This is a genomic window from Streptomyces yokosukanensis, assembly GCF_001514035.1.
Lineage (GTDB): Bacteria > Actinomycetota > Actinomycetes > Streptomycetales > Streptomycetaceae > Streptomyces > Streptomyces yokosukanensis.
This window is the reverse complement of record NZ_KQ948210.1, coordinates 276,856-302,467: the sequence shown is the minus strand read 5'-3', so window position 1 is coordinate 302,467 and position 25,612 is coordinate 276,856. Positions and strand designations below refer to the sequence as shown.

The following is a 25,612-nucleotide window of genomic DNA, read 5'->3' as shown; positions in this document are numbered from 1 at the left end:
TGCGCCGGTCGTGGGTGTTCGCCGCACCCGGGAATAGGTTGTGCGGGTAGGGACGACCGGGGCGACCCGGGGCCCGGACAACGACACGGATGGGGGCGCACATGTCAATGGCGAAAGGTTCGAACACGCCGGTGCCGACCACGGCCCTGCGGGTCGAGCTGGGCTGGCGCTCCGGCCCCGGCGTGCCCGACGCGGACGCCTCCGCGCTGCTGCTCGCCACCGGAAAGGTCCGCTCCGACGGCGACTTCGTCTTCTACAACCAGCCCGCCCATCCCTCCGGCGCGGTGCGCCACGAAGGCAAGAGGGCGGCCGTCGCGGGCGTGACCGACATCCTGTCCGTCGATCTCGCGCGCGTGGAGGGCGCCATCGAGCGGATCGTCCTCGCCGCCTCCGCCGACGGCGGGACCTTCGGGCAGGTCCCCGGCCTCTACGTCGAGGTGACCGACGCCGCGAGCGGCCAGGCGCTCGCCCGCTTCGACAGCTCCGGCGCGACCGTGGAGACGGCCTTCGTACTCGGCGAGTTCTACCGCCGCCAGGGCGGCTGGAAATTCCGCGCCGTCGGCCAGGGCTACAGCAGCGGACTCGAAGGCCTGGCGACGGACTTCGGCATCACCGTGGACGAACCCCAGCACGCGGCGGCGCCCACCCCGACGGGCAGAGCGCCGCACCCGGTCACGCCACCGCCGCCGGCCCCGCACCCGGCCCCGCCACCGGCCCCGCACGCGGTCGTACCACCGCCCCCGGCCGCACTCCCGGTGACGCCGCCCCCGCCGCCCGTGACTCCTCCCGCGGCGGCGCCCCAGCCGGTCCGGCTGTCCAAGGTCACCCTCACGAAGGCGGCGCCGTCGGTCTCGCTGGCCAAACAGGGCGGAACGTCCGGTGTCATGCGGGTGAACCTCAACTGGCAGGTGCAGAAACACCTTTCCGGCTGGGGTGCCCGGTGGGGAGGCGGAGGGGGAGACCTCGACCTCGACCTGTGCGCCCTGTACGAACTCGCCGACGGCCGCAAAGGGGTCGTCCAGGCCCTCGGCAACGCCTTCGGCTCGCTGAACCGGCCGCCGTACATCCACCTCGACGGCGACGACCGCACCGGTGCCGTGGCGAGCGGTGAGAATCTCACCGTCAACCTGGACCACAAGCAGGACTTCCGGCGCATCCTCGTCTTCGTGACCATCTACGAAGGCGCCAGGTCCTTCGCCGACCTGCACGCCACCGTCACCCTCCAGCCGCAGCACGGGGCCGCGATCGACTTCTCGCTCGACGAGTGCACCGTCCCGTCCACGGTGTGCGCGCTCGCCCTCATCACCAACACGGGCGGCGACCTGCTCGTGCAGCGCGAGGTGCGCTATCTGGTGCCGGAGCGCGGGGTGAGCCCGCAGCGGACCATAGACCGTGCCTACGGATGGGGCATGAACTGGACACCCGGCCGCAAGTGACCGGGCTCAGCCCTCGTCCGGCACCGCGCCGGGACGCGCGTACGTGCGGCCCTTCCAGGCGGCCCCGCGCCCCCGGTAGTGCTGCACGGCCGAGTCGAGCGTCATCAGCAGGTACAGCAGCGCGGTGAACGGCAGCAGCGGAGCGAGCCACGGCGGCTGGTCGTAGTAGCGCAGCATCGGCAGGTACGTGCCCGCCATCACCGCCCACGCCAGCGCGCCGACGACCGCCGTCGCCGCAGCGCCGCCCACCGTCCCCGCGACCACCGCGGCGGGCGGCACCAGGTACACCAGCGCGAGCCCGGCGACCGTACCGAGGAGCAGCAGGGGGTTGTGGCGCAGCTGGGCGTAGGCGCTGCGCGAGACCATCCGCCACAGGTCGTGCAGGCGCGGATACGGCCGCACGCTGTCCACCCGGTCGGCCAGCCCCAGCCAGACGTGCCCGCCGGCGCCCTTCACCGCGCGTGCGAGCGCCACGTCGTCGATCACGGCGTGCCGGATGCCGTCCGGGATGCGCGCCTGCTCCGCCGTCACCGTGCGCAGCAGGACGCAGCCGCCCGCCGCCGCGGCCGTGCGCGATCCCCTGCGGCCGATCCTGCGGAAGGGATACAGCTGCGCGAAGAAGTACACGAACGCCGGGACCACCAGCCGCTCCCACACGCTCTCCACCCGCAGCCGCGCCATCTGCGACACGACGTCGAAGCCCCCGGCACGGGCCGCCGCCACCAGTGCCCGCAGGCTGTCCGGCGCGTGCGCGATGTCGGCGTCCGTGAGCAGCAGATACTCGGGGTCACGCGCGCGTGCCAGGCCGATACCGTGCCGCACCGCCCACAGCTTGCCCGTCCAGCCGGCCGGCGGCTCGCCCGGTGAGCCCACGGTCAGCGGCAGTCCGCCGTACCGCCGGGACAGTTCGAGGGCCAGCTCCCCGGTGCCGTCGGTGCTCCCGTCGTCCACCAGGAAGACCTCGGCCCGCCCCGGATACTCCTGCGCCAGCAGCGAGGGCAGGCTCGCGGGCAGCACCGCGGCCTCGTCACGGGCCGGTACGACCACACCCACGGACGGCCAGGCATCCGGATCCCCGTGCGGTGGAAGCCGGACGTCCGTGCGCCAGAAGAAGCCCTGGCACAGCAGCAGCCAGCACCAGGCGGCCAGCGACACGACGGTGATCCACATCAGGGCGCTCACGCCCGCAGTCTGCCCCACCGGACAGGGCCGTGAGGGCCGATCGTCTATCGTGGCCGGGTGAAGATCGCGCTCATGGACTCCGGAATCGGCCTGCTCCCCGCCGCCGCGGCGGTACGGCGGCTGCGGCCCGACGCGGATCTCGTGCTCTCGTGGGACCCGGACGGGATGCCCTGGGGGCCGCGCACTCCGCAGGACATCACGCAGCGGGCCGTCGCCGTCGCCGGGGCCGCGGCCGCCCATGAGCCCGATGTCCTGATCGTCGCCTGCAACACCGCCTCCGTGCACTCGCTGCCCCAGATGCGCGCCCGCTTCGAACCGGCCCTGCCGATCATCGGGACCGTGCCGGCGATCAAGCCGGCCGCCGCGGGCGGCGGCCACGTCGCCATCTGGGCGACCCCCGCCACCACCGGCAGCGCCTATCAGCGCGGTCTGATCGAGGAGTTCGCCGCCGGTGTCGCCGTCACCGAGGTGGCGTGCCCCGGTCTCGCGGACGCCGTGCACCACGCCGACGAGGCCGCGATCGAGGCCGCGATCACCTCGGCCGCCGCCCGCACCCCCGACGACGTGACCACCGTCGTCCTCGGCTGCACCAACTACGAGCTGGTCGGCGAGCGGATCCGGGCGGCCCTGCAGCGGCCGGACCGCCCGCCGCTGGTCCTGCACGGCACCGCCGGGGCGGTGGCCGCCCAGGCCCTGCGCCGGATCGGTGCGGAGCCGGCGCCGGACGCCGCTGCCGACGGCTCCCTCACGGTGCTGCTCAGCGGCCGCGCGGCCACACTCCCGGACACCGCCCTGACCTACGAGGAAGGCCGCTTCCTGCGGACCGTCAGCACCGTCCGCTGACCGACCGGCGCCGCCGGGGCGCGCTCGGGCGCGTGCTGGCCCACCCGGGGCAGTCACCCTCCGCCACGCCCTACCCGCGCAGTGAAACCTGAGTAACCTCATAAACATGAGGGACCACCCCCACGCCGACGACGGCCCGCACTCCGAGGTCTGGACCGGGCGGGCCACGAACCGGATCCAGTGGCTGCTGGCGCTGGTCGGCGCGGCCTGTATGGCGCTCGGTGTCGAGCTGGCCGTGGACTCGGCATGGAGTTCCGGCATCGCCCCGCTGGTGATGTCCGTCGTGGGGTGCATCGCCGCCGGCCTGCTGGTCCTCTTCGGCACGCTCGCCTTCGTGCACGTCGACCTCAGGCTCGACAAGGAGTCCCTCGAGGTGCGCTGCGGCCACATGGGTCTGCCGCGCCGCCGTATTCCGCTCTCCCATGTGGCGGGCGCCGACTTCACCGCCCTGGTCACGCCCCGGCAGTGGGGCGGCTGGGGCTACCGGTGGCGCCCCGAGAAGGGCACCGCCGTCGTCGTACGCCGCGGCGAGGGCATCGTGCTGCGCCTGTGGGACGGCCACACGTTCACCATCACCGTGGACGACGCGGAATCGGCGGTGCGGGTCATCAGGGCCCGGCTGCGCACCATCACACCCGGTACGGCCCGCTGAGGCCGCGCGCCGTGCGTCGGCGCGCGGAGGACGACGTACGACGACCACCGGCTCGGGCCGGTTCCCGACGCCGCTCAGGCCCGGTGCTCGTGCCGCTCAGGGCCGGGGTTCCACGTCGGCACGTGGCCACGGTCGCGCCGTGGCCCACCCCGTCAGCAGGCCCGCGCCCACGGTCACCGTGGTGAAGCTGAGCGCGTTGCCCACCGTGGCGAGCGCGGCCAGCGCCGTGAGGGCGGCGCCGGCGGTCAGGGCGACCGGGGTGGAGCGGGGGCTGCGCCACAGCGCGTACAGCACCCAGCAGAACGCGGCGGCGCACAGGAACGCCCCGACCAGGCCCTGCTCCGCCGCCACCTGAAGCAGGGCCGAGTGCGGCTTGCCGTCGGCGGACAGCAGCTGCGGCGCCGAGCCGCCCGCCTCGCCGAACCGTCCCGGACCGACCCCGAGCCCCCGGTCGTGGTCCGCGAGCCGCAGGGCGTCCTGCCACAACGCCACCCGGTGCGCGGTCAGCCGCCCTTCGAGCACCTCGGTCAGGCCGTCCGGCAGCGCGTTCGCGGCGAGGGCCCAGGCGGTGCCCGCCACCAGGACGGCCGCCACGGCCAGGGCCAGCAGACACACCCCACGGCGGGCGACCGCGCCCATGGCGAGGGACCACAGCAGCACGGCCGCGCTCGTCAGGCAACCGGCCGCCGACCCCAGCACGGCCCCGCTCAGTACGATCCCGGCGGCCAGTACCCGCAGCACCAGCCGCAGCTGCGGTACGGGCGTCGCCCAGGCGGCACAGCACGCGGCTCCCGTGGCCAGCGCCAGCAGCGCGGCCGTACCACCGGTGTGGCCGAGCGGGCCGGTGTACCGGGGACCGGCGGACAGACCGGGCAGCGCTACGGCCAGCGCCAGCCCGGCCGCCGCACCGGCGCACGGCGCGGCCACCGGCAGCAGCGCCCCGGAGACCCGGCCGACGGCATGACCGGCGGTCACGGCGAGCACCGCGAGCAGCACGCCCTCGGGCCGTCCGTCGTGGACGGCCGCGGTGATCAGCGACCAGCCCGCGCAGGCGCCCAGCAAGATCATGCCCGCCCCGTCAGAAACGTTTCGCCTGACGCCGATCGTGTCCGTGTCCACACCGGCCGCGGACCTCGTCCCCGTCGCCCCCACCCGCCGCCCCTCGTCCCCGTCCCCGACCCCTGCCTCAAGGCCACGGCTGGGCGCGGCGCCGGATCCGGCTGCGCTGCCGAGGCTGGGCACACCGTAGCGGCTGATGACCGGTTTGGGGATGAGATGCGGCGGAACGTCGTGGTGGGGTGGCCGGGACGCCGCTCGTCCACGGTCTCCGGCGGGGCGTACGGGCCGGCCGACGGGATGCCGGATGCCGGGCCCGGTGCGGTGCGTCGCGCGCCGGGCAGGGCGGCGACCAGGGACAACCGCGGCCGGCGGAGCCGGCGCCCGCCCTCGTACCGAGCTGTCCGGGGCTCAGGGAGCCGCCGTACACTCACCCGGGTGACCGTCACCGCAACTTCCGTGGACCAGCCGGACCAACTCCAGCCGCACTCCGCCTCCGGCGTGCGCGGCGGCCGGCTGCTGCGCCTGGTCCCGGCCGCCGCCTCCGCGCTCTGCGGAGTGCTGCTCTACGTCAGCTTCCCGCCGCGCACCCTGTGGTGGCTGGCGCTGCCCGCCTTCGCCGGTTTCGGCTGGGTGCTGCGCGGCCGTGGCTGGAAGGCGGCCTTCGGCCTCGGCTACCTCTTCGGGCTCGGCTTCCTGCTGCCCCTGCTGGTGTGGACCGGCGTGGAGGTCGGTCCCGGTCCCTGGCTGGCCCTCGTCGCCATCGAGGCGGTCTTCGTCGCCCTGGTCGGTGTCGGCATCGCCGCCGTCTCCAGGCTGCCCGCCTGGCCGCTGTGGGCCGCCGCCCTCTGGATCGCGGGAGAGGCGGTACGCGCGCGTGCGCCCTTCCGGGGCTTCCCCTGGGGCAAGATCGCGTTCGGGCAGGCGGACGGTGTCTTCCTGCCGCTCGCCGCGCTGGGCGGCACGCCGGTGCTCGGCTTCGCGGTCGTGCTGTGCGGCTTCGGACTGTACGAGGCCGGGCGGCTGATCGCCGAGAGGCGCAGGTCGCGCGTCGTGCGGCGCGGGGCGGCAGCGGCGGCGCTGCTGAGCGTGGCCGTGCCCGTCGTGGGCGCGGTCGCGGCCCGGCCGCTCGTGAGCGACAAGGCCGAGGACGGCACCCGGACCGTCGCGGTCATCCAGGGCAACGTGCCCCGTTCCGGTCTGGAGTTCAGCGCCCAGCGGCGGGCCGTGCTGGACTACCACGTACGCGAGACGCTGAAGCTCGCCGCCGACGTCAGGGCGGGGAAGACCCCGAAGCCGGACTACGTGCTGTGGCCGGAGAACTCCTCCGACATCGACCCCTTCGGCAACCCGGATGCTGCCGCCGTCATCGACGAGGCCGCCAAGGCGGTCGGCGTGCCCATCTCGGTCGGCGCGGTCGTCGAGAGGGACGGCAAGCTGCTCAACGAGCAGATCCTGTGGGACCCGGCCAAGGGTCCGACGCAGACCTACGACAAGCGGCAGATCCAGCCGTTCGGCGAGTACCTCCCGCTGCGCGGGCTCGTCGGCGCGGTCAACAAGAACTGGACCACCATGGTCCGGCAGGACTTCAGCCGGGGCGGCAAGCCGGGCGTGTTCGACATCGACGGCGCCGAGGTGGGCCTCGCCACCTGCTACGAGGCCGCCTTCGACTGGGCCGTGCGGGACACGGTCACGCACGGCGCGGAGATGATCTCCGTGCCCAGCAACAACGCGACCTTCGACCGCAGCGAGATGACCTACCAGCAGCTCGCCATGTCCCGGATCCGCGCCGTCGAGCACAGCCGCACCGTCACCGTGCCGGTGACCAGCGGCGTCAGCGCGATCATCATGCCGGACGGGAAGATCACCCAGAAGACCGGCATGTTCGTGCCCGCCTACCTGGTCCAGAAGGTGCCGCTGCGCACGTCCAAGACCCCGGCGACCGAGCTGGGCATCCTCCCGGAGATCGCCCTGGTGCTGGTCGCCGTCGGCGGTGTCGGCTGGGCGATCGGCTCCGGGCTGCGCGCCCGCCGGTCCGGTGGCGTATAGCCGTACGACCGGCGTACGGCCTCTGAACCGGTGCGTACGCCCTTCGAACCGCCGGGAGAGCGCGGGCCCGGCCGGTTAGGGTCGGGCCCATGGCTACTCCTGACTTCCTCCGCGTCCTGCGGGCCTCCGCCGGTCAGCAGCTTCTGTGGCTCCCCGGGGTCACCGCGATCGTCTTCGACGACGAGGGCAGAGTGCTCCTGGGGCGGCGGTCCGACACCGGCAGGTGGGCGGTGATCGGGGGTATCCCGGACCCCGGTGAGCAGCCCGCCGCCTGTGCCGTGCGGGAGGTCTTCGAGGAGACGGCGGTGCACTGCGTGGCGGAGCGGGTCGTCCTCGTCCAGGCCCTGGACCCGATCACCTACCCCAACGGCGACCGCTGCCAGTTCATGGACATCACCATCCGCTGCCGGGCGGTGGGCGGCGAGGCCCGGGTCAACGACGACGAGTCCCTGGACGTGGCCTGGTTCGCGGTGGACGCGCTGCCCGATCTCGACGAGTTCGGCCGCTTCCGGATCAAGCAGGCTCTGTCTGAGGCACCCACATGGTTTGACCCTACGACTGTCGGCTGAAGTATGGGTGGCCACCACATGTGGTGACCCGTGGGCTCCGCTTAGGGTCGCTACATGACCGCGTCCAGCCCCCCGCCCGGCCCGCGTCCGCAGCCCCTCGCCCTCGACCTCGGCGGCCGCACCGCCCTCGTCACCGGTGCCGCGAGCGGCATCGGCCGCGCCTGCGCCCTGCGCCTCGCCGCCGCCGGCGCGAAGGTGCGGGCCGTCGACCGGGACGCGGCGGGCCTGGCCGAGCTCGCCGAGCAGGCGGAGCGGGCCGGGGACCTCCGGGGAACGGTCCAGTCGCAGGTCGTGGACCTGACCGACCTCGACGCCGCCGAACGCGCCGCCGCCGGCACCGACGTGCTGGTCAACAACGCGGGGCTTCAGCTGGTGCGCCCCATCGAGGAGTTCCCGCCCGAGGTCTTCCACACCGTGCTGACCGTCATGCTGGAGGCGCCGTTCCGCCTCATCCGCGGCGCTCTGCCGCACATGTACGCACAAGGCTGGGGCCGGATCGTCAATGTGTCCTCGGTCCATGGACTGCGTGCCTCCGCCTTCAAGTCCGCGTATGTGGCTGCCAAACACGGTCTCGAAGGCCTGTCGAAGACGGCCGCTCTGGAAGGCGCCACCCATGGGGTGACCTCGAACTGTGTGAACCCGGCCTATGTGCGCACCCCCCTGGTGGAGCAGCAGATCGCCGACCAGGCGCAGGCGCACGGCATCCCCGAGGACCGCGTGCTGTCCGAGATCCTGCTGCGGGACAGCGCGGTCCAGCGGCTCATCGAACCCGAGGAGGTCGCCGAGGCCGTGGCCTATCTGTGCAGCCCGCAGGCGTCCTTCGTCACGGGCACCTCGCTGGTGCTCGACGGCGGGTGGACGGCCCACTGAAGCGCCCGGCGGAGCCCGGCCCGGGAGTTTTCCACAGGCCTGACGGGTCCGGCGGCCGATACGGAATCCTGTGACCATGTCCCGTGATCACGTTCAGTCGGCACCCAGCGCCGGCGCCGAGGCCCCGTACCTCGCGCTGCTGGCCCGCGACGCCCCGGCGGAGGCGTACGAGCAGCCGGTGCTGCTCGCCCGCGCCGAAGGCAGACCGGCCGACCGGATCGCCGTGCTGGAGGAGGCCAAGCTGCTCGCCCTGCGCGTCCGCGCCGAGCTGGAGGGGCGCCGGCGCCGCGAGGCGGAGCTGTCCGCGCTCTTCGAGACCGCCCACGACCTCGCCGGCCTGCGCGATCTGGACGCCGTCCTGCAGGCCATCGTGCAGCGCGCCCGCTCCCTGCTCGGCACGGACGTCGCCTACCTCACCCTGAACGACCCGCCGCGCGGCGACACCTACATGCGGGTCACGGAGGGCTCCGTCTCCGCCCGCTTCCAGCAACTGCGCCTCGGCATGGGAGAGGGGCTCGGCGGACTGGTCGCCCAGACGACCCGGCCGTACGTCACGGACGACTACTTCAAGGACGCCCGCTTCCAGCACACCCTCACCATCGACTCGGGCGTCCGCGACGAGGGCCTGGTCGCCATCCTCGGCGTCCCCCTCATGCTCGGCCCGCACGTCATCGGCGTCCTGTTCGCCGCCGACCGCCGGGCACGCGTCTTCGAGCGCGCGCAGATCGCCCTGCTCGGCTCGTTCGCCGCGCTCGCCGCCGCCGCGATCGACACCGCCAATCTGCTCACCGAGACCCGCGCGGCCCTGGCTGGCCTGGAGCATGCCAACGAGATCATCCGGGACGGCAGCGCCGTCATCGAGCGGGCCTCCGACGTCCACGACCGGCTCGCCGAACTCGTCCTGCGCGGCGGCGGGGTGCACGACGTGGCCGCCGCGGTCTCCGAAGTCCTCGACGGCACCGTGGAGTTCACCGAGGCCGCTGCCGCACCCGCGAAGGCGCTGGAGGCCTCCCGAGCCGAAGGGCACGCGGTACGACACGGCAGCGCGTGGATCGCCGTGGTCGCCGCCGGCGGCGAACTCCTCGGTGCGCTGGTCCTGCGCGGGCATCCTGGCCTCGACCCCGTCGACCAGCGCACCCTGGAGCGCGCGGCGATGGTCACCTCACTGCTCCTGCTGGCCCGCCGCTCGGCGGCCGAGGCCGAACAGCGCGTGCGGGGCGAACTGCTGGACGACCTCCTCGACGCGCGCGACCGGGACTCCCGCCTGCTGCGCGAGCGCGCCGCCCGGCTGCACGCCGACCTGGACGCCACCCATGTCGTCCTCGCCGCACGCCTCGACGGCCCGGCGGCCGACGCCGACGAGGAGGCCGCGGCCCGCCGGCGCCTGTGGTCGGCGGCCTCCCACCTCGCCGCGACCCGGCACGGCCTCGCCGCCGCCCGCGACGGCGGTACCGTCCTGCTGCTTCCGCTCGGCGCCGACGGCAGCGCCACGGAGCTGGCCCTGCGCACCGCCCGTGAGCTGGGCACGGCCGTGCGCCAACCCGTCACGGTCGGCGCCTCGGCCCCGGTCACCGACCTCACCACCCGCCCCGAGACCGTCGCCGCCGCCTACGCGGAGGGCCGCCGCTGTCTGGACGCGCTGCACCTGCTGGGCCGCGCCGGGGACGGTGCGGCGGCCGAGGACTTCGGCTTCCTCGGCCTGCTCCTCGCGGGCGAACGGGACGTCGCCGGCTTCGTCGACCGCACGGTCGGCCCGGTCGTGGCGTACGACGAGCGACGCGGTACGGACCTGCTGTGCACCCTGGACGCGTACTTCGCCTGCGGGATGAGCCCGGCCCGCACCAAGGAGGCGCTGCACGTGCATGTGAACACCGTCGCCCAGCGGCTGGAGCGGGTGGGCCGGCTGCTGGGCGGGGAGTGGCAGAGCCCGGCCCGCGCACTGGAGATCCAACTGGCCCTGCGACTGCACCGGTTGGCGTCGCCGGACAGACGCTGACCCCCGTCCGGACGCGCCGCACGGGGATCGGGTCGGCGGATGTGCGATCGGGGGCCGGGCCGGTCAGGCCGTCGACCGCGCCTCCGCGGCCGCGCCGGCACCGGCGGACTCGCCGTCCTCGGCCTCGATGCGGGCGAGGTCCCGGTGCCGCGTCTCCCGCGCCACGCCGACGGCGACCAGGGTCAGCACGGCGGCGGCGATCACGTACAGGGCGATCGGGGTGGAGCTGCCGTAGTCGTCGAGCAGCGCGGTGGCGATGAGCGGGGCCGGCGCACCCGCCGCCACCGAGGCGAACTGGGCGCCGACGGACGTGCCCGAGTACCGCGTCCGGGTGGCGAACATCTCGGCGAAGAAGGCCGCCTGGGGCGCGTACATGGCGCCGTGCAGCACGAGTCCGACCGTGACGGCCAGCACCAGATTCCCGAACGACCCGGTGTCCGTGAGCGAGAAGAAGGGGAACATCCACAGACCGACACCGGCCGCGCCGAACAGGTACACGGGCCGCCGCCCCACCCGGTCGGACAGCGCGCCCCAGGCCGGGATGACGGCGAAGTGCACGGCGGAGCCGATGAGTACGGCGTTGAGCGCGGTCTGCTTCGAGACGCCGGCCGACGTGGTGGCGTAGACGAGGACGAAGGCGGTGATGACGTAGTAGCTGATGTTCTCCGCCATCCGGGCGCCCATCGCCACCAGCACGTCCCGCCAGTGGTGGCGCAGCACGGAGACGATCGGCGGTTGCTCCGCCGACCCGGCCCGCCGGGACCCGGCCCGTGCCAACGCCTCCTTGAACACCGGCGATTCGTCGACGGACAGCCGGATCCACAGACCGATGAGCACGAGCACCCCGGAGAGCAGGAACGGGATCCGCCAGCCCCACGTCCCGAAGGCGTCGTCGGAGAGCACGGTGGTGAGCAGCGAGAGCACGCCGGTCGCGAGCAACTGCCCCGCCGGTGCGCCCGTCTGCGGCCACGAGGCCCAGAATCCACGCCTGCGCGGGTCCCCGTGCTCCGAGACCAGCAGGACGGCACCGCCCCACTCGCCGCCGAGCGCGAAGCCCTGGACGAGCCGCAGGGCGGTGAGCAGGACGGGCGCGGCGCCCCCAACCGTGGCGTGCGTGGGCAGCAGCCCGATGGCGAAGGTTGCCCCGCCCATCATCACCAGGCTCAGCACCAGCAGCTTCTTGCGCCCGAGCCGGTCACCGAAGTGCCCGAACACGAGCGCCCCCAGCGGCCGGGCCGCGAACCCGACGGCATACGTCAGGAACGACAGCAGTGTCCCGACGAGCGGGTCGGAGTCCGGGAAGAACAGCTTGTTGAACACCAGCGCAGCGGCGGAACCGTAGAGGAAGAAGTCGTACCACTCGATGGTGGTGCCGATGAGACTGGCGGCGACGATGCGGGGGAGGCTGGACGGAGCTGGGGGAGCGGTCGCGGAGGACGACATCGGCACCACTTCCTGGCGTTCGACGGGGACGTTTGCGTGTCGCCACACCGTAGGAACGGGCAGGTCAGAGGCGTATGTGGTGGGACACCATAGTTCTGGGTGTGGGAGTGCGTGCGGCCACCATGCGGCCACCGTAGTGTCGGGTTGCCTGCAGAGCGCGCAGCGCTCGGGCCGCGGTTCACGCGGACCCGGAGGCAGAAGCGGCTCCCTTGCCGCGGACCGCGTTGAGAGCAGTGTGCTTCTTCTTCTGCCAAGCGGCTCGCGCGCAACGGGACGCGTGACCCGACGTGTACGGACACACCCGCCCGGGTGTGCCGACCCGATCGCGGGCTCGCCGGCCCGGCTCAATGGGTGTCGGGGCCGACGGCGTTGTTGATGCGGCGGCCGATCTCGCGGAGCTGCTTCTGCTGGGCCTTGGTGAGCGGATCGAGCACCAGGCGGCGCACCTCCGCGCCATGGCCGGGGGCGGTGTCCACGACCTTGTCCCAGCCCGCGGCGGTGAGGAACGCGAGGGTGAAGCGGCCGTCGGCGGGATCGGCGGTGCGATAGAGCCAGCCCTCCTTCTCCAGGCGCTTGACCGCGTGGGAGAGCCGGGAGAGCGAGCAGTCGGCGAAGTCGGCCAGCGTGCCAGACAGGTCGTACCACTGCTGGGAGGTGTCGCCGACCTGGGGTGCGGTCAGGCCGACAGTGAGCTCGCCGGTGCCGGTGGCAGGAACGGGCCGGTCGTCGGAGGCGCCAAGGCAGTTGCCGGTTCGTGTCCGCCGGTGAGTTCGCACTCGGCTGCATCAGTTCCGCCCGTCACTGAGAGTCAAGTGCTTGTCTCATAAGCCAGGCCACCGAGCCGAGTGTCGATCGACGGCACCACTCATCAGCCGGCACCGACCGGATCCGGTGCTGGTTCCGTGCTGACTCCGGGGGCGCAAGGCTTCGGTGTAGGGGGCGGCGGCATCCCGCCGTGGTGCGCCCGCCCTCCGGTCCAGCCCTTGCCCTAGCTATCGAGATTCGATAGATTCCTATCGCGGTTCGATGGAGGGTGGGGCATGGGAAGACTGACAGTGCGCGCGCTGCGCGCCGTGCTCGTGGTGGTGCTCACCGGCACCGTGTTCGTACAGGCATTGATGGTGTGGGTGTTGGTCAGCGGGAGTGACCCGGAGGGCGGGTCGCTCCCGCTGACCCCGCTGCGCGTGATCACGATCCTGGGCATCGGGGCGGCCCAGGTCGCCCTGGTCTGTGTATGGCGACTGGTGACGATGGTGCGACGCGGAACCGTGTTCTCCCACGCCGCCTTCCGGTACGTGGACGTCATCATCGGAGCGATCGTTGCGGCTGCTCTCATGTGGTTCGCGGTCACGGCCGTGAATGCGCCCGGCCAGCGGGACGACCCGGGCGTCACCCTCATCATGGGCGGGATCGGCGTGGCCGTCCTGGGAGTCGCGCTCATCGTGCTCGTGCTGCGGATGCTGCTCGCCCAGGCCGTCGCACGCGACGTCGAAGCGGCGCAGATGCAGGCCGAGTTGGACGAGGTGATCTGATGCCGATCGCCGTCGACATCGACGTGATGCTGGCCAGGCGGAAGATGTCCGTGGGCGAACTCGCAGACCGCGTAGGGATCACGCCCGCCAACCTGGCTGTACTCAAGAACGGCCGCGCCAAGGCGGTGCGTTTTGCGACGCTCGCCGCGCTCTGCGAGGTGCTCAAGTGCCAGCCAGGCGACCTGCTTCGCTGGGAGCCCGAAGACACCGCCGGCGAATGAGCCGTGCCTGCCGACGCGCCATCGCCGATCCCGCTTGCCCTTGACCAACCCCGCGAGCATCCCGGGGCCGTACCCGGGGAGATCCCGGGCCTGCCGGTGCGTCTGGCCGGGGCGCCCGACCCTCGCGATCCGCGCGGCCTACGGCACGCTCTGGTCGTCATGCTTGCGCTGACCGCATGCGCGGTTCTGGAGATTCGGCTGGGACGACGCCGCGTGGTACGAGTACGTGGAGGTGAACGAACTGATCGGCTGGACGACCGCGGCACTGCAACTTCCCGGGTGAGGCCGTCCAGGGCTGCCGACCGGGTGGAAGAGATCGCCGGGCGGAAGCGGGGCGGCTGGTCACCGTGGGCGTCGGATGAACTACCGGCACCGTTCATTGCCCAGGAGGCGCAAGCTGTGGCGGACTGTGTGACGGCAAGCGTGGCTCCGTCTTCGTGGGTACGGCCACTGCAACCGACCTGGTCATCTGGCTCCGAACGTGATCGAACGGACAAGTCCTGGCCGGTGTCTCGACACGCTGTACCACGCCCCCCCCGCACGATCGTCGGCCCCACCGATGTGCGCCTGCACCGCAAGATCCGCCCCGTCGGGTGCGTTCAGTCCTCGCGCGCGGCGTGCAGCACATCTTTGACAAGCTGCCGTAGCCGCCGATCGGCGTTCGCGGGCAAGTCGGCCAGCTCTTGCGCGGAGGCTCGGGAGTCCTGGCAGCGGCCACCCAGGGTGTGCCAGGACGCCGCCACGGCCGCGGCCGGCGGGCCGGTTGGAGGACCGCCCGTCGTGCTGTCCGTGTCCTGCCGCCCGGTTGCCTTGGCGCCCGCCCGCCCAAGTCGACGGTGCATGGAGCAGGGGTTTCACCCGGACGGCGGAGCGGGCAGGATGAGGCGGCCATGACATGCCCATACGGTGCTTACCCGAAGGGAACCGTCTCGTGCTCCGTAAGCCAAGCGCCCTGCTCGCCGCCTCCGCGCTGCTCCTCCTCGGCACCGCGACGCAGGCCGCGGCCGACACCCCGCCCCCTGCCGTGCCGTCGGCCGCCTGCACCTACACGCCGGCCGTTCCCGCAGACAACTTCAAGGGGATACCGGTCTTCGACCCGGTGAAGGCCGCCGAGCCGTACAGCGCGACGCTGCGCACCGGCCAGGGCGCGATCACCTTCAGGGCACTGACCGACAAGGCTCCCTGCACCACGTACTCCTTCAAGTTCCTCGCCCAGCGCGACTACTTCGACCGCTCGCACTGCCACCGGCTCACCACCGCGCGCATCTACGTGCTCCAGTGCGGCGATCCGACCGGCACCGGGAGCGGCGGACCCGGTTACTCCTTCCCCGACGAGAACTTGACCGGGGCGACCTATCCTGCCGGGACGGTCGCGATGGCCAACGCTGGGCCCAACACCAACGGAAGCCAGTTCTTCTTCGTCTGGAAGGACACCAAACTCTCGCCCGCCTACACGCCGTTCGGCAAGGTCACCGCGGGCCTCGACGTGCTCCAGAAGATCGCGGTGGGCGGCGAGGACGACCAGAACGGGCCGGGAGACGGCTTTCCGACGCTGCCGGTGAACATCAAGCGCGTACAGATCAAGAGCAGGTAGTACGGTCCGGGACCGTACATCGTTCGGGGTGACTCCCGATCATTGAGTCGGTCGACGCCCGCCAACAGTTGTCGGTGCGGTCGATGGCTGGGTGCGGGCTGCGGATTGGGGGAGGCGGGCGCCGTCCGCCTGCAGCAGCTCGACTTTGTGTCCGGCACGCTGCTCGTGGACCGGCAGATCATGCAGCACGCTGCTGCGCCGACGGTCGGGCGGCGAGGACGTCCGGCTACCGGTGTGCAGGGCCTCCTGGCGTTCGGCGGGGACGTTTGCGTGTCGCCACACCGTAGGAACGGGCAGGGCAGCGGCGTATGTGGTGGCCGCCACCGCACTATCCCGGGTTGCGCGGCGGTAGCCGCTGTGTGATCCGGTCGAACAAGTCCGTCAGCGGCTCGCTGACGTCCTGGCCGAACTCGGTCAGCCCGTAGGTGACTTGGGGCGGCGTCGTCGGCTCCACCTCCCGCCGGACCAGGCCGTCCTGGACCAGTGCGCGCAGGGTCTGAGCGAGCATCTTCTCGCTGATGCCCTGGATGCCGTCGCGCAGCTCATGGAACCGGAGGTCGTTGCTCCGCAAGGAGATCAGTAGCCAGATACCCCACCTGCTGGTCACATGGTCGACCACCTCACGCGCGGGGCAGTCGGTGTGAAACACCTCATACCGATGGCCCGCCTCGGCCTGTGTCAGCTGCGCACCTTCCCTCATGTCTGGAGCTTACCTCTGGGTATGTTCTTACGAAAAGTAAGCCCGACTCCTAGCGTCAATTGCCGCAGTGCACAACGGACTAGGAGCTGAACATGATCGTGGTGACCGGGGCTACCGGGAATGTGGGCCGGCCTTTGACGCAGGCCCTGGCCGAGGCGGGCGAGCAGGTGACGGCGGTGTCGCGGCACGCGGTTGCGGTGCCGGACGGGGTCCGGCATGTGGCGGCCGACCTGGCCCGGCCGGCGGGCCTCACGCCCGCGTTGGACGGGGCGGAGGCGCTGTTCCTCCTGCTGTCCGGCGACCTGCACGCCCCCGAGGCCAGGCCGGCCGACATCATCGGCCTGGCCGCGGCCAGTGGAGTCCGCCGGGTCGTCCTGCTGTCTTCGCAGGGCGTGGCGACCAGGCCGCTCGGGCCGTCGCGGGTCGCGATGCGCGCGGTGGAGGACGCGTTGCGGGAGTCCGGCCTGGACTGGACCCTCCTGCGGCCGGGCGGCTTCGCCTCCAACGCCTTGGCCTGGGCGGAGTCCGTCCGCACGGGAGGGACGGTCGCCGCGCCCTTCGGCGACGTGGGGGTGCCGGTCATCGACCCGGCGGACATCGCCGAGGTCGCGGCGGCCTGCCTGAGGGACGACCGGCACGCCGGCGGGGTGTACGAGCTGACCGGGCCTGAGGTGATCACGCCGCGTCAGCAGGCGGAGGCGATCGCCGCCGCGCTCGGCTCGCCCGTACGGTTCCACGAACTCACCCGCGACGAGGCCAAGGCCACGATGACCCCGTTCGTGCCGGTGGAACTCGCCGACGACACCCTGGACATCATCTCCGCCCCGAACCCGGCCGAACTGCGGATCAGCCCGGACGTGGAACGAGTCCTCGGCCGCGCCCCGCGCCCCTTCGACGGCTGGGTCGCCCGCAACATCGCCGCTTTCCGCTGAGGCACGACTCCCAGAGTTGGGAGTTCGTCAACGGGTGGTGTAGATAAGCCAGTTGTCGCGTCTTCTGGATCGCGACAGGCGGTGATCGCGGCAACTCTTCGGTTGCCCTTCCTGTGATCGCCGACCCCCCTCATGCACGGCGAAAGGCACATGTATGGCGAACAACCCCATGATGCGCTGCGGCGGCCGGGTGCTGGCGCTCTCAGCGGCTGCCCTGGGCATGGTCGCGGCGATGGCCGTTCCGGCCTCGGCCGATGACCAGCCCACCCGGGCGCAGCTCACGGCCGACTGCGACTCGGGCGAAGGGAAGTGCACCTTCAACGACCCCAAGTTGGGCCAGGCCTACCTCGGAGGCTTTCACCGGGTCTCCGACTCGCTCTACAACTGCAGCACCTCGCCCGCCACCCAGTCGATGACCTGGTCCGACACGGTCGGTGCCACGGACTCGGCGGGCGTATCGGTGACCGCCGGCGGCAAAATAGCGGGAATCATCGACCTCAGCGTGACGGCGACCTACAGCCACACCTGGTCGAGCACCCACTCGGAGACCAGCTCCGTCAGCATGACGGTGAAACCCGGTGAGGTCGGCTGGATCTCCCGTGCGCAGGTGATGCAGACCGTCTCCGGAACATGGCAGACCCATTACGACGACCGGAAGTGGGGTCACTACTTCTGGTTCGTCCCCGACGTCGTCACGGGGCCTGCCCCGAACGGGACGGACGGGCGGAGCAACGCGGTGGTCGTCAAGTCCAGGAAGATGACCGCTGAGGAGAAGCGCTCCTGCTCCGGCCGCTCCTTCCGGTCCGGCAAGTCCAAGGCGTTCGTCGTCCACGTCCAAGGCTGATCCACCGGTCGCTCCCCTGGCTGCCTCGCGGTCCGTGTCCCCGCGAGGCAGCCGCTGCCGGCACCGTGGCCATGGCCGGCTGCTCGGGGGAGGACCGGGCGTGCCGTGGCCGTCAGGGGCCGAACAGCTCCTGCCGCCACAGGGCCTCGCAGAGCAGGTCCAGGCCTTGGCGCAGGTGGCGCCGGTAGGTGCCGTACGGCAGGGCGAGGCGGCGGGCGGCGGCCTCCTGGGTGGGCGCGCCGGAGAAGTAGCCCGCTGTCAGGGCGTCGCGGGCGCGCACTCCGCGCGGGTCTCCGGCGAGGTCGTCGACGGTCTGGCGCAGCAGGGCACGCAGTTCTTGGGCGGGGTCGGGGAGGTCGGCCGCCAGGCGGGTGCGCGTCAGGGCGCAGGCGGCGAAGGCTGCCGGGTCGCGCCAGTGCGTCAGGGCTTCGCGCACGGCCTGGTCGAACGTGGCGCGCGAGAAGCCCGGCGGCCCGGACGGGGCGGGTTCCTCGACGGCCGATATGAAGCGGCCGAGCCAGGCCTCGACGGGCACGTGGCGCCAGTCGACGCCGAACAGGCCGTAGGTGTGATCGCCGACACGCGGCCTCGCGCCGGTGTCGCTGAGGGTGCCCTTGACTCGCTCGGCCCAGGCCTCGGCGTCCCGCCAGACGGCGAAGCCGTAGGCTCGGCCGCGGGCGCGGGCGGCCTCCGCCTGGGCGCGGGAACTGCTCAGGTCGATGACGCGTGAGGGGACCTGGTACCGCTCGGGGTAGACCGAGAAGCGGCTGATGCCGATGTGTTCGCCGGTGCTCACCGGCGCGGTGCTCTCGGTGTGCTCCCACGCCGCGGCGACGACGGGATCGGTGGCCAGGTCCTGGGGGTCGGGAGGCGCCGGCAGAGCGAGTCGGGCCGTGAACGCCACGATGCGGCCCGTGCTGACCAGACGATAGACGCTGAAGGCCTGCGGCTGGCGCTGTGCCCAGTAGCGGACCAGCTCTGCCGAGGCGGGCCCCTCGGTCTCCTCCGCCATCCGCAGCACGACGTCCAGGTCGTCCGGGTGCAGCGGTCTGTCGTGCACCTCGTCCTCGCGGGACCAGGTGCGCAACCGGGCCAGGATCTTCCCGTCGCGGAAGAGGTAGAAGAGCTCGTCGGTGACGGTCCAGACCCGTTCTTCGGGCGCCTCGCGCAGTATGCGCAGGTATTCCTCCGCCAATCGCTGGCGCATCGTCACGAACGCGTGGGGAGCCCGCCAGCGCAGGTCGGCGGCGAGCGTCTCGCGTGCCGCGTCGTGCGGGTGGAGCCCCCGATGCGTCGACTCCATGAAGGGCAGGTCCCGCAGCCAGGAGAAGAGAAGATGGGTGTCCTCCTCGGGCAGCACCGCGGTGAGCAGTTCCTCGGACGTCGAGTGGGCCTGCGCCGCCACCTCCAGGGCGCGGCGGTGGGCAGCCGTCGGCACCTCACCGATCAGCCCTGCCAGCAGGGTTCGCAGGACGTCCGCCGAAGGGGACCAGATCTCCTCCCGGCTGCAGCCCGTCGATCCCGCGGCCGCGGCGAGGGACAGCGCCAGGGGGTTGCCTCCGGCGAAGCGGAGCACCCGGTCCCGCAGTTCGGGCCGGATCTGCGCCGCGACCAACAGGCTCCGGGCCTGCTCCTCGGAGAACGGCGCCAGTTCGGTCACGCGCAGGAGCCCGGCCCACGCGGGGTCGGCGGTCCACTGCGGCTGCGCAGTGTGCCGGCCCGCCAGGACGACGAGGGTGCCGTCGGCGGCGCGCGGCAGGAAGTGCTGCCACAGCCAGCTTTCCAGCCACTGGCAGTGCTCGAAGGAGTCCAGGACCAGGACCGTGCCGGGAACGTCCAGGAATGGACCGGCCGCGCGCTCGAAATCGTCCGGGTCCCGGCTGACGAAACGGCCGTCCACTTCGACGAGCAGTCGGCCTGCCCCACGAGCCTGGTCCGCAAGGCACCGCAGAAGGGTCGATTTCCCTATGCCCCCCGGCCCGAACACGTAGAACGCGAACGGCGCCTGCGGATCGCCGGCCAAGGCCCTCTCGAAGCAGCCGAGTTCCTCGTCCCGGCCGACGAAGGCCCGTATGCGCGCTCTGCTCAGCCTCTCACCCACGGACACCATGACCGCTCCCGTCCCCATGTCTTGGCACCGGACAGCCGTGCCCGGAGATATCCACCGGTCCTCGCGGAGACGGGCACCGGCACGAGGCGCGTGCTGCGATGGTCCGACCCCTTGTGCGCCGTCCCGTTCCCATGGGGCGACGCCACGTCACGCACTCTTTCGAATAGATGCTTTTCAGCCTATCGAGGTTCGCGCGAGTCCCATGAGGCACTCGAGAAGGCGGCCCGTGCCGGAGGTTGCGTCCGTACGTCAGCGGTGCGCCGACGGTGGTCGGGGTGAAGTGCCGGTGGCCGGGGCCGAGACGTGCGGATGTCAGTGAGGTGCGGGAGCCCGTCGCGCGGGGGTGAAATCCACGTGGAGGGAGGCGGGGCCGCGGGTGTACAGGCCGGTCTCCCGGTAGCCGAAGCCGGGGGCGTGGCGGACCTGGTCGAGCAGGGAGAGGAGCATCGCGGCGACCGTCTCGATCTCGGCGCGTGCGAAGGCGGCGCCGACGCACTGGTGGAGTCCCGTGCCGAAAGCCAGGTGCTGGGCGGCGGCGGTGAAGGAGCGGGCGGTCCCCAGGTCCGGGCGATGGATGTCGAAAGCGTCCGGGTCGGCGAAGGCGTCGGGGTCGCGGTTGGCCGCGCCGACCATGCAGAAGACGACGGCACCTGCCGGGACGGTGCCGTCGGCGAACACGGCGTCCCGCTCCGCCTGGCGGGGGATGAGCTGGACAGGTGGGGTGTAGCGCAGTGTCTCGGCGATCGCGGCGGGCAGCAGGGCCGGGTCCTGGCGGACCTGCGCCATCTGCTCGGGATGGTCGATCAGGTGCTTGAAGAGGAGGGCGAGCGTCTTGTCGGCGGGCTCGGTGGCGGCGGCCAGGACGTTGATGATCAGCGCGGTCACCTCGCGGTCGCTCATGGCGATGCCGTCGAACTCGGCGGTGCACAGCCTCGATATCAGGTCCTCGCCGGGGTGACGGCGGCGCTCCTGTATGACGGGAACGAGGTAGGCCTCCAGTTGCTCGGCGCAGTCCATGCAGTGCCGCCGGCGTTCGGGGGTGAGGACGATGCTGGTGATGAACTCGGCGACCCCGCTGTGCCAGGCGCTGACCTGCTGCCAGTCCTTCTTGTCCAGGCCGAGGACGTCGAGCGTCACCCGGACGGCCAGGGGTCTGCCGAAGTCGTTGACGAGGTCCAGCCGTCCCCGGGGAAGAAAGGGGGCGATGAGCTCGGCGGCGTTGGCGTGGATGGCGCGTATCTGGTCCTGCAGTGCCTGCCCGGTGAAGGCACGCACGACGATCTTTCGCTTGGCGGTGTGCTCGGCGCCGGTCATCTGGGCGAGGACCGGGCCGCGCATCACTGGCTCGGCACGTACCTGAAGCGTCTGGGTGGTGAACGCCTCATGGTCGGTCAGCACCCGCTTCACGTCCGGGTGGCGGGAGAGGAAATAGCTGTCGATCGCCGGCTCGTAGTGCACCGGTGCCTGGTCCCTCAGCTGGGCGAAGCAACGGTAGGGGTCGACGGCGAAGTCCTCGGACAGGATGCTGAAGCGGGGATTGACCATGGGCACGACGAAAGCTTCGCAGAGCGCGGGGAAAGGGCGGGAGCCGGGGCCTGCGACAGGTGTCGGGGCCGAGTGCCTGATACCTCAGGAGTCGGGGCCGAGTGCCTGATGCCTCCGCTCGCCGACGTGTATTTCATCCGGTCCCTGCGGGGACATGCGATCCGCGAGGCCGCCGGGCGCGGGCGACCGGCGGGCACATCGCCGTAGTCACGGAAGGGGAGGCAGCGGACTTGACCTGGGACGCAGTGCCCGAGGGACACCGGGTGCGACTGTCCGGAGCGTATCGGTCACTTTCCGCTCTCCTCGGCCGGGCCCTCGCCCGCGTGCCGCGATAGGCTGCGAGAAGAGTGTCCGTGCCCGCCGATCCCTCGCGGCTCAGCCGCCCGAACGGCGCATGGCGGCCCACACCTGCTCGGTCGGCGGGAACTCAACTCCAACAGTGCCAGGGGGCAGTCGTCTTCCCGTAGGTTCGTTCTCCCATAGGTCGGCTCTCATGGACCTCAACACCATCACCGAAGTAGTTCGACGACCGTCCGAGCGTCCAGGTACCGACTGGCATGAGGGCGACGCCTGGCTCGCAGGCGGAACATGGCTCTATTCCACGGAGCAGCCGGACCTGCGACGGCTGATCGACCTGACGGCGCTGCACTGGGAGCCCCTTGTCCCGACGGACCAAGGTCTGGAGATCAGTGCCACGTGCACCGTTCGCGACCTGTACGCCTTCCCGTGTCCGCTGGACTGGACCGCCGCACACCTCCTCCGCAAGAGCTGTGAGGCGTTCCTGTCCTCGTTCAAGGTGTGGAACGCGGCGACCGTCGGCGGAAACATCTGCATGTCCTTGCCCGCCGGCCCGATGATCACGATGACGGTCGCGCTGGAGGCGCGGTACGAACTGTGGGCACCCGACGGCTCCGTGCGCTTCGTCGACGCCCTCGACTTCGTCACGGGCGACCACCGCAACGTCCTCGCCCCCGGGGAGATCCTCCGGCGCATCACCATTTCGGAGCAGGCGCTGCGCAGACGCACCGCGCACCGTCGCTTCACGCTGACCCGGCTCGGCCGTTCGACGGTGTTCCTCGTCGGCACGCAACGGCGCGGAGCGAGCGATCTGCTGCTCACCGTCACCGCCGGCACCACGCGGCCGGTCCGCATGGCTTTCGATTCCCTGCCCGATGTCCGAGCCCTGCGGCACCGCATCGACGCCGTACCGGCCGACGTCTGGTTCGCCGATCCCAACGGGACCCCGGACCACCGCCGGCATCTGACACGGCACTTCGCCGAAGAGATCTGCCGCGAACTCACGGCTGGGGACCTGGCATGAGCTACCTCGTGAACGGCAAGGAATTCGACCGGGAACCGGCCCCCGGTCAGTGCCTGCGCACCTTTCTGCGCGAACTCGGCCACTTCGGCGTCAAGAAGGGCTGTGACGCGGGCGACTGCGGCGCCTGCACGGTGTGGCTGGACGGCACACCGGTGCACAGCTGCATCACCCCCGCGTTTCGCGCGGACGGCCGGGAGGTGACCACGATCGAGGGCCTCGGGCGGCCCGGCGCCCCGCATCCCATGCAGCGGCAGTTCGAGGACGCCCAGGGGTTCCAGTGCGGCTTCTGCACCGCAGGGATGATCATGACCGCCGCGACCTTCACCGAGGACCAGAAGGCGGATCTGCCACGGGCGTTGAAGGGCAACCTCTGCCGCTGCACCGGATACCGGGCGATCGAGGACGCCGTGAGGGGCGCCGCCGCGGTGGAGACGGCAGCGCCGGGCAAGGCCGTCGGGACGAGCGTCGCCGCGCCCGCGGGCCACGACGTGGTGACCGGCCACGCCGAGTTCACCATGGACACGCAGATCGACGGACTGCTGCACCTCAAGGTGCTGCACTCACCCCACGCGCACGCCCGGATCCTCTCGATCGACAAGAGCGGTGCGCTCGCGGTGCCCGGCGTGCACCGGGTCTACACCTGGCAGGACGTGCCCCGCAGACCCTTCACCACGGCGATCCACACCGACCACCGGGTCGACCCGGACGACACCTACATCCTCGACGACACGATCCGCTTCGCCGGCCAGCGCGTCGCCGCGGTCCTGGCCGACACGGTCGGGGCGGCCGAGGAGGGCTGCCGACGTCTCGCGGTGGAGTACGAGGTGCTGCCGGCGGTGTTCGACCCCGAGGCCGCGATGGCCGACGGCGCACCCCAGCTGCACGGCTGCGACGATCCGTTCGTCCGTGACCCCGTCCACAACATCCTCGTCGAACTCCACGCGCACATCGGCGATGCCGACGCGGGATTCGCCGCGGCCGACGTGATCCACGAAGGCACGTACTTCTCACCGCGGGTGCAGCACGCGCATCTGGAGACCCATGGCTCGATCGCCTGGATGAAGGACGGACGGCTGAACGTACGCACCAGTTCGCAGTCACCGTCGATCGCGAAGGCCAAACTGGAGTACCTGTTCGCGCTGCGCCCGGAGCGGCTGAGGGTGTTCTGCAGACGCGTCGGCGGCGGATTCGGCGGCAAACAGGAGGTGATCACCGAGGACCTGGTGGCGCTCGCCACCCTGGACACCGGGCGGCCCACCTGTCTCGAGTACACCCGTGAGGAGGAGTTCACGACGGCCTCGCCACGGCACCCGATGACCCTGACGGTCAAGCTCGGTGCGAAGGCCGACGGGACGCTCACCGCCTTCCAGGTACGCAACGTCTCGAACACGGGCGCCTACGGCAACCACGGCGGCGAGACGCTGTACGCGGGCGGAGCCGCCGTCATGATCTACCGCTGCCCCAACAAGAAGTACGACGCGTACTCCGTCTACACGAACACCGTGCCGAGCGGCGCCCTGCGCGGCTACGGCATGACACAGCCGGCGTTCGCCGTGGAGTCGGCGATGGACGAACTGGCGCGCGCCCTGCACATCGACCCGCTGGACCTGCGCCGACGCAACATCGTGCGGCCGGGTGAGCCCCTGGTCGCCCTGCACGACGGTCCGGACGACGTGATCTTCACCGAGGACGGCCTCGCCGCATGCATCGACCTGGTGGACGACGCCCTGGCCCGCGCGGCCGACCGGCCCCCGCCCGGCCCGGAGTGGTTCGTCGGAACCGGCGTGGCCAGTTCCCTGCACGAGACCGCGCCCCCGACGGAACACCTCTCCGAGGCATGGGTCACCCTGGGCGACGACCTCATCTACGAACTGGCCGTCGGAACCGTCGAGTTCGGGGAGGGAACCTCCACGGCCCACGTCCAGATCGCGGCCAGTCAGCTGGGCACGACGCCGTCGCGGATCCGCCTGGTGCAGTCCGACACCGACCGCACGGGATTCGACACCGGTGCCTTCGCGAGCGCGGGTCTCTTCGTGGCGGGCAACGCGGTCCTGCGGGCGGCCAATGCCGTGCGCGACCGCATCCTGGAATACGCCGCGGCGTACACGGGCGTCCACGTCGTGATGTGCACGATGGACGACGACGGCGTCGTCTGCGGGGACCGGCGGGTGTCGCTGGCCGAACTCGTCGCCCGGGCCCGGACGCGTGGAATCCGTTTCATCGCCGCACGCAAGGCGTACGGCTCGCCGCGGAGCGTCACATCCAACACGCAGGGGTTCCGGGTCGCCGTGCACCGCGTGACGGGTGAGATACGGATCCTGTACAGCGTGCAGGCCGCGGATGCCGGGGTGATCATCAACCCGGCGCAGGTCCGGGGGCAGATCGAGGGCGGTGTCGCCCAGGGCATCGGCTTCGCGCTGACCGAGAACCACCATGTCGACGACAACGGCGTCATGGTCAACCCGAACTTCCGGAACTATCGCATCCCCACCTACGCCGACATCCCGCGCACCGAGGTCCTCCTGGTGGGCTCGGCGGATTCGGTGGGGCCCATGCGGGCGAAGGGGATGGCCGAGTGCTGTATCAACCCGGTGGCCCCGGCGCTCGCGAACGCGGTGCACGACGCCACGGGCGTCCGCTACCGTGCGCTGCCACTGACTCCGGAACGCGTCTACGGCCGGTTCCCTGCGGAGCAGTCGGTGCCGACGGGCTGAACC

General features: G+C 71.8%; 21 protein-coding genes. 14 read left to right on the top strand and 7 right to left on the bottom strand.

Translation table 11 applies throughout. From position 1 onward, the window contains the following. Nucleotides 1-89: 89 nt before the first annotated feature. Complete coding sequence (locus tag AQI95_RS14115) at nucleotides 90-1,436, top strand: TerD family protein (protein ID WP_067122270.1); 1,347 nt, start codon at nucleotides 90-92, stop codon at nucleotides 1,434-1,436. Between the two features lie 6 nt (nucleotides 1,437-1,442). Here the strand turns inward: AQI95_RS14115 and AQI95_RS14110 are convergent, their stop codons facing one another. Continuing rightward, nucleotides 1,443-2,606 carry a glycosyltransferase gene (locus AQI95_RS14110; protein WP_079071248.1) on the bottom strand — a complete coding sequence of 388 codons (1,164 nt, stop codon included), beginning with the start codon at nucleotides 2,604-2,606 and terminating at the stop codon, nucleotides 1,443-1,445. Nucleotides 2,607-2,675: 69 nt separating this feature from the next. Between AQI95_RS14110 and AQI95_RS14105 the strand changes: the two genes are divergently transcribed. Both AQI95_RS14105 and AQI95_RS14100 read left to right on the top strand, forming a co-directional pair. After that, a complete protein-coding gene (locus tag AQI95_RS14105) occupies nucleotides 2,676-3,461 on the top strand; it encodes a glutamate racemase (RefSeq protein ID WP_067122264.1) in 786 nt (261 codons plus the stop codon). A gap of 106 nt (nucleotides 3,462-3,567) precedes the next feature. After that, nucleotides 3,568-4,113, top strand: a complete 546-nt coding sequence (locus AQI95_RS14100) for a hypothetical protein (protein WP_067122261.1) — start codon at nucleotides 3,568-3,570, stop codon at nucleotides 4,111-4,113. 96 nt (nucleotides 4,114-4,209) lie between these two features. On the opposite strand, the gene AQI95_RS14095 is transcribed toward AQI95_RS14100, so the two are convergent. Then, a complete protein-coding gene (locus AQI95_RS14095) occupies nucleotides 4,210-5,181 on the bottom strand; it encodes an O-antigen ligase family protein (RefSeq protein ID WP_067122259.1) in 972 nt (323 codons plus the stop codon). Between the two features lie 426 nt (nucleotides 5,182-5,607). On the opposite strand from AQI95_RS14095, the gene lnt reads away from it, so the two are divergent. The 4 genes from lnt to AQI95_RS14075 all read left to right on the top strand — a co-directional run bounded on the left by lnt (nucleotide 5,608) and on the right by AQI95_RS14075 (nucleotide 10,653). Then, nucleotides 5,608-7,218: an apolipoprotein N-acyltransferase gene (gene lnt / locus AQI95_RS14090; RefSeq protein WP_067122256.1), complete on the top strand. Its 1,611-nt coding sequence runs from the start codon at nucleotides 5,608-5,610 to the stop codon at nucleotides 7,216-7,218. 89 nt (nucleotides 7,219-7,307) lie between these two features. Continuing rightward, nucleotides 7,308-7,787: an NUDIX hydrolase gene (locus tag AQI95_RS14085; RefSeq protein WP_067122253.1), complete on the top strand. Its 480-nt coding sequence runs from the start codon at nucleotides 7,308-7,310 to the stop codon at nucleotides 7,785-7,787. A gap of 54 nt (nucleotides 7,788-7,841) precedes the next feature. Beyond that, nucleotides 7,842-8,657: a 3-hydroxybutyrate dehydrogenase gene (locus tag AQI95_RS14080; protein ID WP_067122250.1), complete on the top strand. Its 816-nt coding sequence runs from the start codon at nucleotides 7,842-7,844 to the stop codon at nucleotides 8,655-8,657. A 76-nt stretch (nucleotides 8,658-8,733) separates the two neighbouring features. Further along, nucleotides 8,734-10,653: a helix-turn-helix domain-containing protein gene (locus AQI95_RS14075; protein WP_067122247.1), complete on the top strand. Its 1,920-nt coding sequence runs from the start codon at nucleotides 8,734-8,736 to the stop codon at nucleotides 10,651-10,653. Between the two features lie 63 nt (nucleotides 10,654-10,716). Here AQI95_RS14075 and AQI95_RS14070 read toward each other — a convergent pair whose 3' ends face one another. Then, a complete protein-coding gene (locus AQI95_RS14070) occupies nucleotides 10,717-12,096 on the bottom strand; it encodes an MFS transporter (RefSeq protein WP_067122244.1) in 1,380 nt (459 codons plus the stop codon). Nucleotides 12,097-12,440: 344 nt separating this feature from the next. Then, nucleotides 12,441-12,872: a MarR family winged helix-turn-helix transcriptional regulator gene (locus tag AQI95_RS44790; RefSeq protein WP_079071247.1), complete on the bottom strand. Its 432-nt coding sequence runs from the start codon at nucleotides 12,870-12,872 to the stop codon at nucleotides 12,441-12,443. A gap of 264 nt (nucleotides 12,873-13,136) precedes the next feature. Here AQI95_RS44790 and AQI95_RS14060 point away from each other — a divergent pair, with 264 nt between their 5' ends. The 3 genes from AQI95_RS14060 (at nucleotide 13,137) to AQI95_RS14050 (ending at nucleotide 15,443) form a co-directional block, all read left to right on the top strand. Then, nucleotides 13,137-13,628 carry a DUF2975 domain-containing protein gene (locus AQI95_RS14060; protein WP_067122242.1) on the top strand — a complete coding sequence of 164 codons (492 nt, stop codon included), beginning with the start codon at nucleotides 13,137-13,139 and terminating at the stop codon, nucleotides 13,626-13,628. After that, complete coding sequence (locus AQI95_RS14055) at nucleotides 13,628-13,849, top strand: helix-turn-helix domain-containing protein (RefSeq protein ID WP_067122239.1); 222 nt, start codon at nucleotides 13,628-13,630, stop codon at nucleotides 13,847-13,849. The genes AQI95_RS14060 and AQI95_RS14055 overlap by 1 nt, the downstream gene beginning before the upstream one ends. Before the next feature lie 931 nt (nucleotides 13,850-14,780). After that, on the top strand, nucleotides 14,781-15,443 hold the full coding sequence (locus AQI95_RS14050) for a peptidylprolyl isomerase (protein ID WP_244188738.1): 663 nt from the start codon (nucleotides 14,781-14,783) through the stop codon (nucleotides 15,441-15,443). Nucleotides 15,444-15,771: 328 nt separating this feature from the next. Here AQI95_RS14050 and AQI95_RS14045 read toward each other — a convergent pair whose 3' ends face one another. Then, nucleotides 15,772-16,143 carry a winged helix-turn-helix transcriptional regulator gene (locus AQI95_RS14045; protein WP_067122233.1) on the bottom strand — a complete coding sequence of 124 codons (372 nt, stop codon included), beginning with the start codon at nucleotides 16,141-16,143 and terminating at the stop codon, nucleotides 15,772-15,774. Nucleotides 16,144-16,235: 92 nt separating this feature from the next. Here AQI95_RS14045 and AQI95_RS14040 point away from each other — a divergent pair, with 92 nt between their 5' ends. Next, a complete protein-coding gene (locus AQI95_RS14040; protein WP_067122230.1) occupies nucleotides 16,236-17,075 on the top strand; it encodes an SDR family oxidoreductase in 840 nt (279 codons plus the stop codon). A 154-nt stretch (nucleotides 17,076-17,229) separates the two neighbouring features. After that, nucleotides 17,230-17,919, top strand: coding sequence for a hypothetical protein (locus tag AQI95_RS14035; RefSeq protein ID WP_067122228.1), 690 nt, complete (start codon nucleotides 17,230-17,232; stop codon nucleotides 17,917-17,919). 112 nt (nucleotides 17,920-18,031) lie between these two features. On the opposite strand, the gene AQI95_RS14030 is transcribed toward AQI95_RS14035, so the two are convergent. Together AQI95_RS14030 and AQI95_RS14025 are read right to left on the bottom strand one after the other, a co-directional pair. Beyond that, nucleotides 18,032-20,029, bottom strand: a complete 1,998-nt coding sequence (locus AQI95_RS14030; protein ID WP_067122225.1) for an ATP-binding protein — start codon at nucleotides 20,027-20,029, stop codon at nucleotides 18,032-18,034. Nucleotides 20,030-20,341: 312 nt separating this feature from the next. Further along, the gene (locus tag AQI95_RS14025) at nucleotides 20,342-21,574 is read right to left on the bottom strand and encodes a cytochrome P450, cyclodipeptide synthase-associated (protein WP_067122222.1); all 1,233 of its coding nucleotides are present in this window, start codon (nucleotides 21,572-21,574) and stop codon (nucleotides 20,342-20,344) included. A gap of 493 nt (nucleotides 21,575-22,067) precedes the next feature. Here AQI95_RS14025 and AQI95_RS14020 point away from each other — a divergent pair, with 493 nt between their 5' ends. Together AQI95_RS14020 and AQI95_RS14015 are read left to right on the top strand one after the other, a co-directional pair. Further along, entirely contained in the window at nucleotides 22,068-22,895 is an 828-nt protein-coding gene (locus AQI95_RS14020; protein WP_067122219.1) for an FAD binding domain-containing protein, read from the top strand. After that, nucleotides 22,892-25,609 carry a molybdopterin-dependent oxidoreductase gene (locus AQI95_RS14015; RefSeq protein WP_067122216.1) on the top strand — a complete coding sequence of 906 codons (2,718 nt, stop codon included), beginning with the start codon at nucleotides 22,892-22,894 and terminating at the stop codon, nucleotides 25,607-25,609. The genes AQI95_RS14020 and AQI95_RS14015 overlap by 4 nt, the downstream gene beginning before the upstream one ends. Nucleotides 25,610-25,612 lie beyond the last annotated feature (3 nt).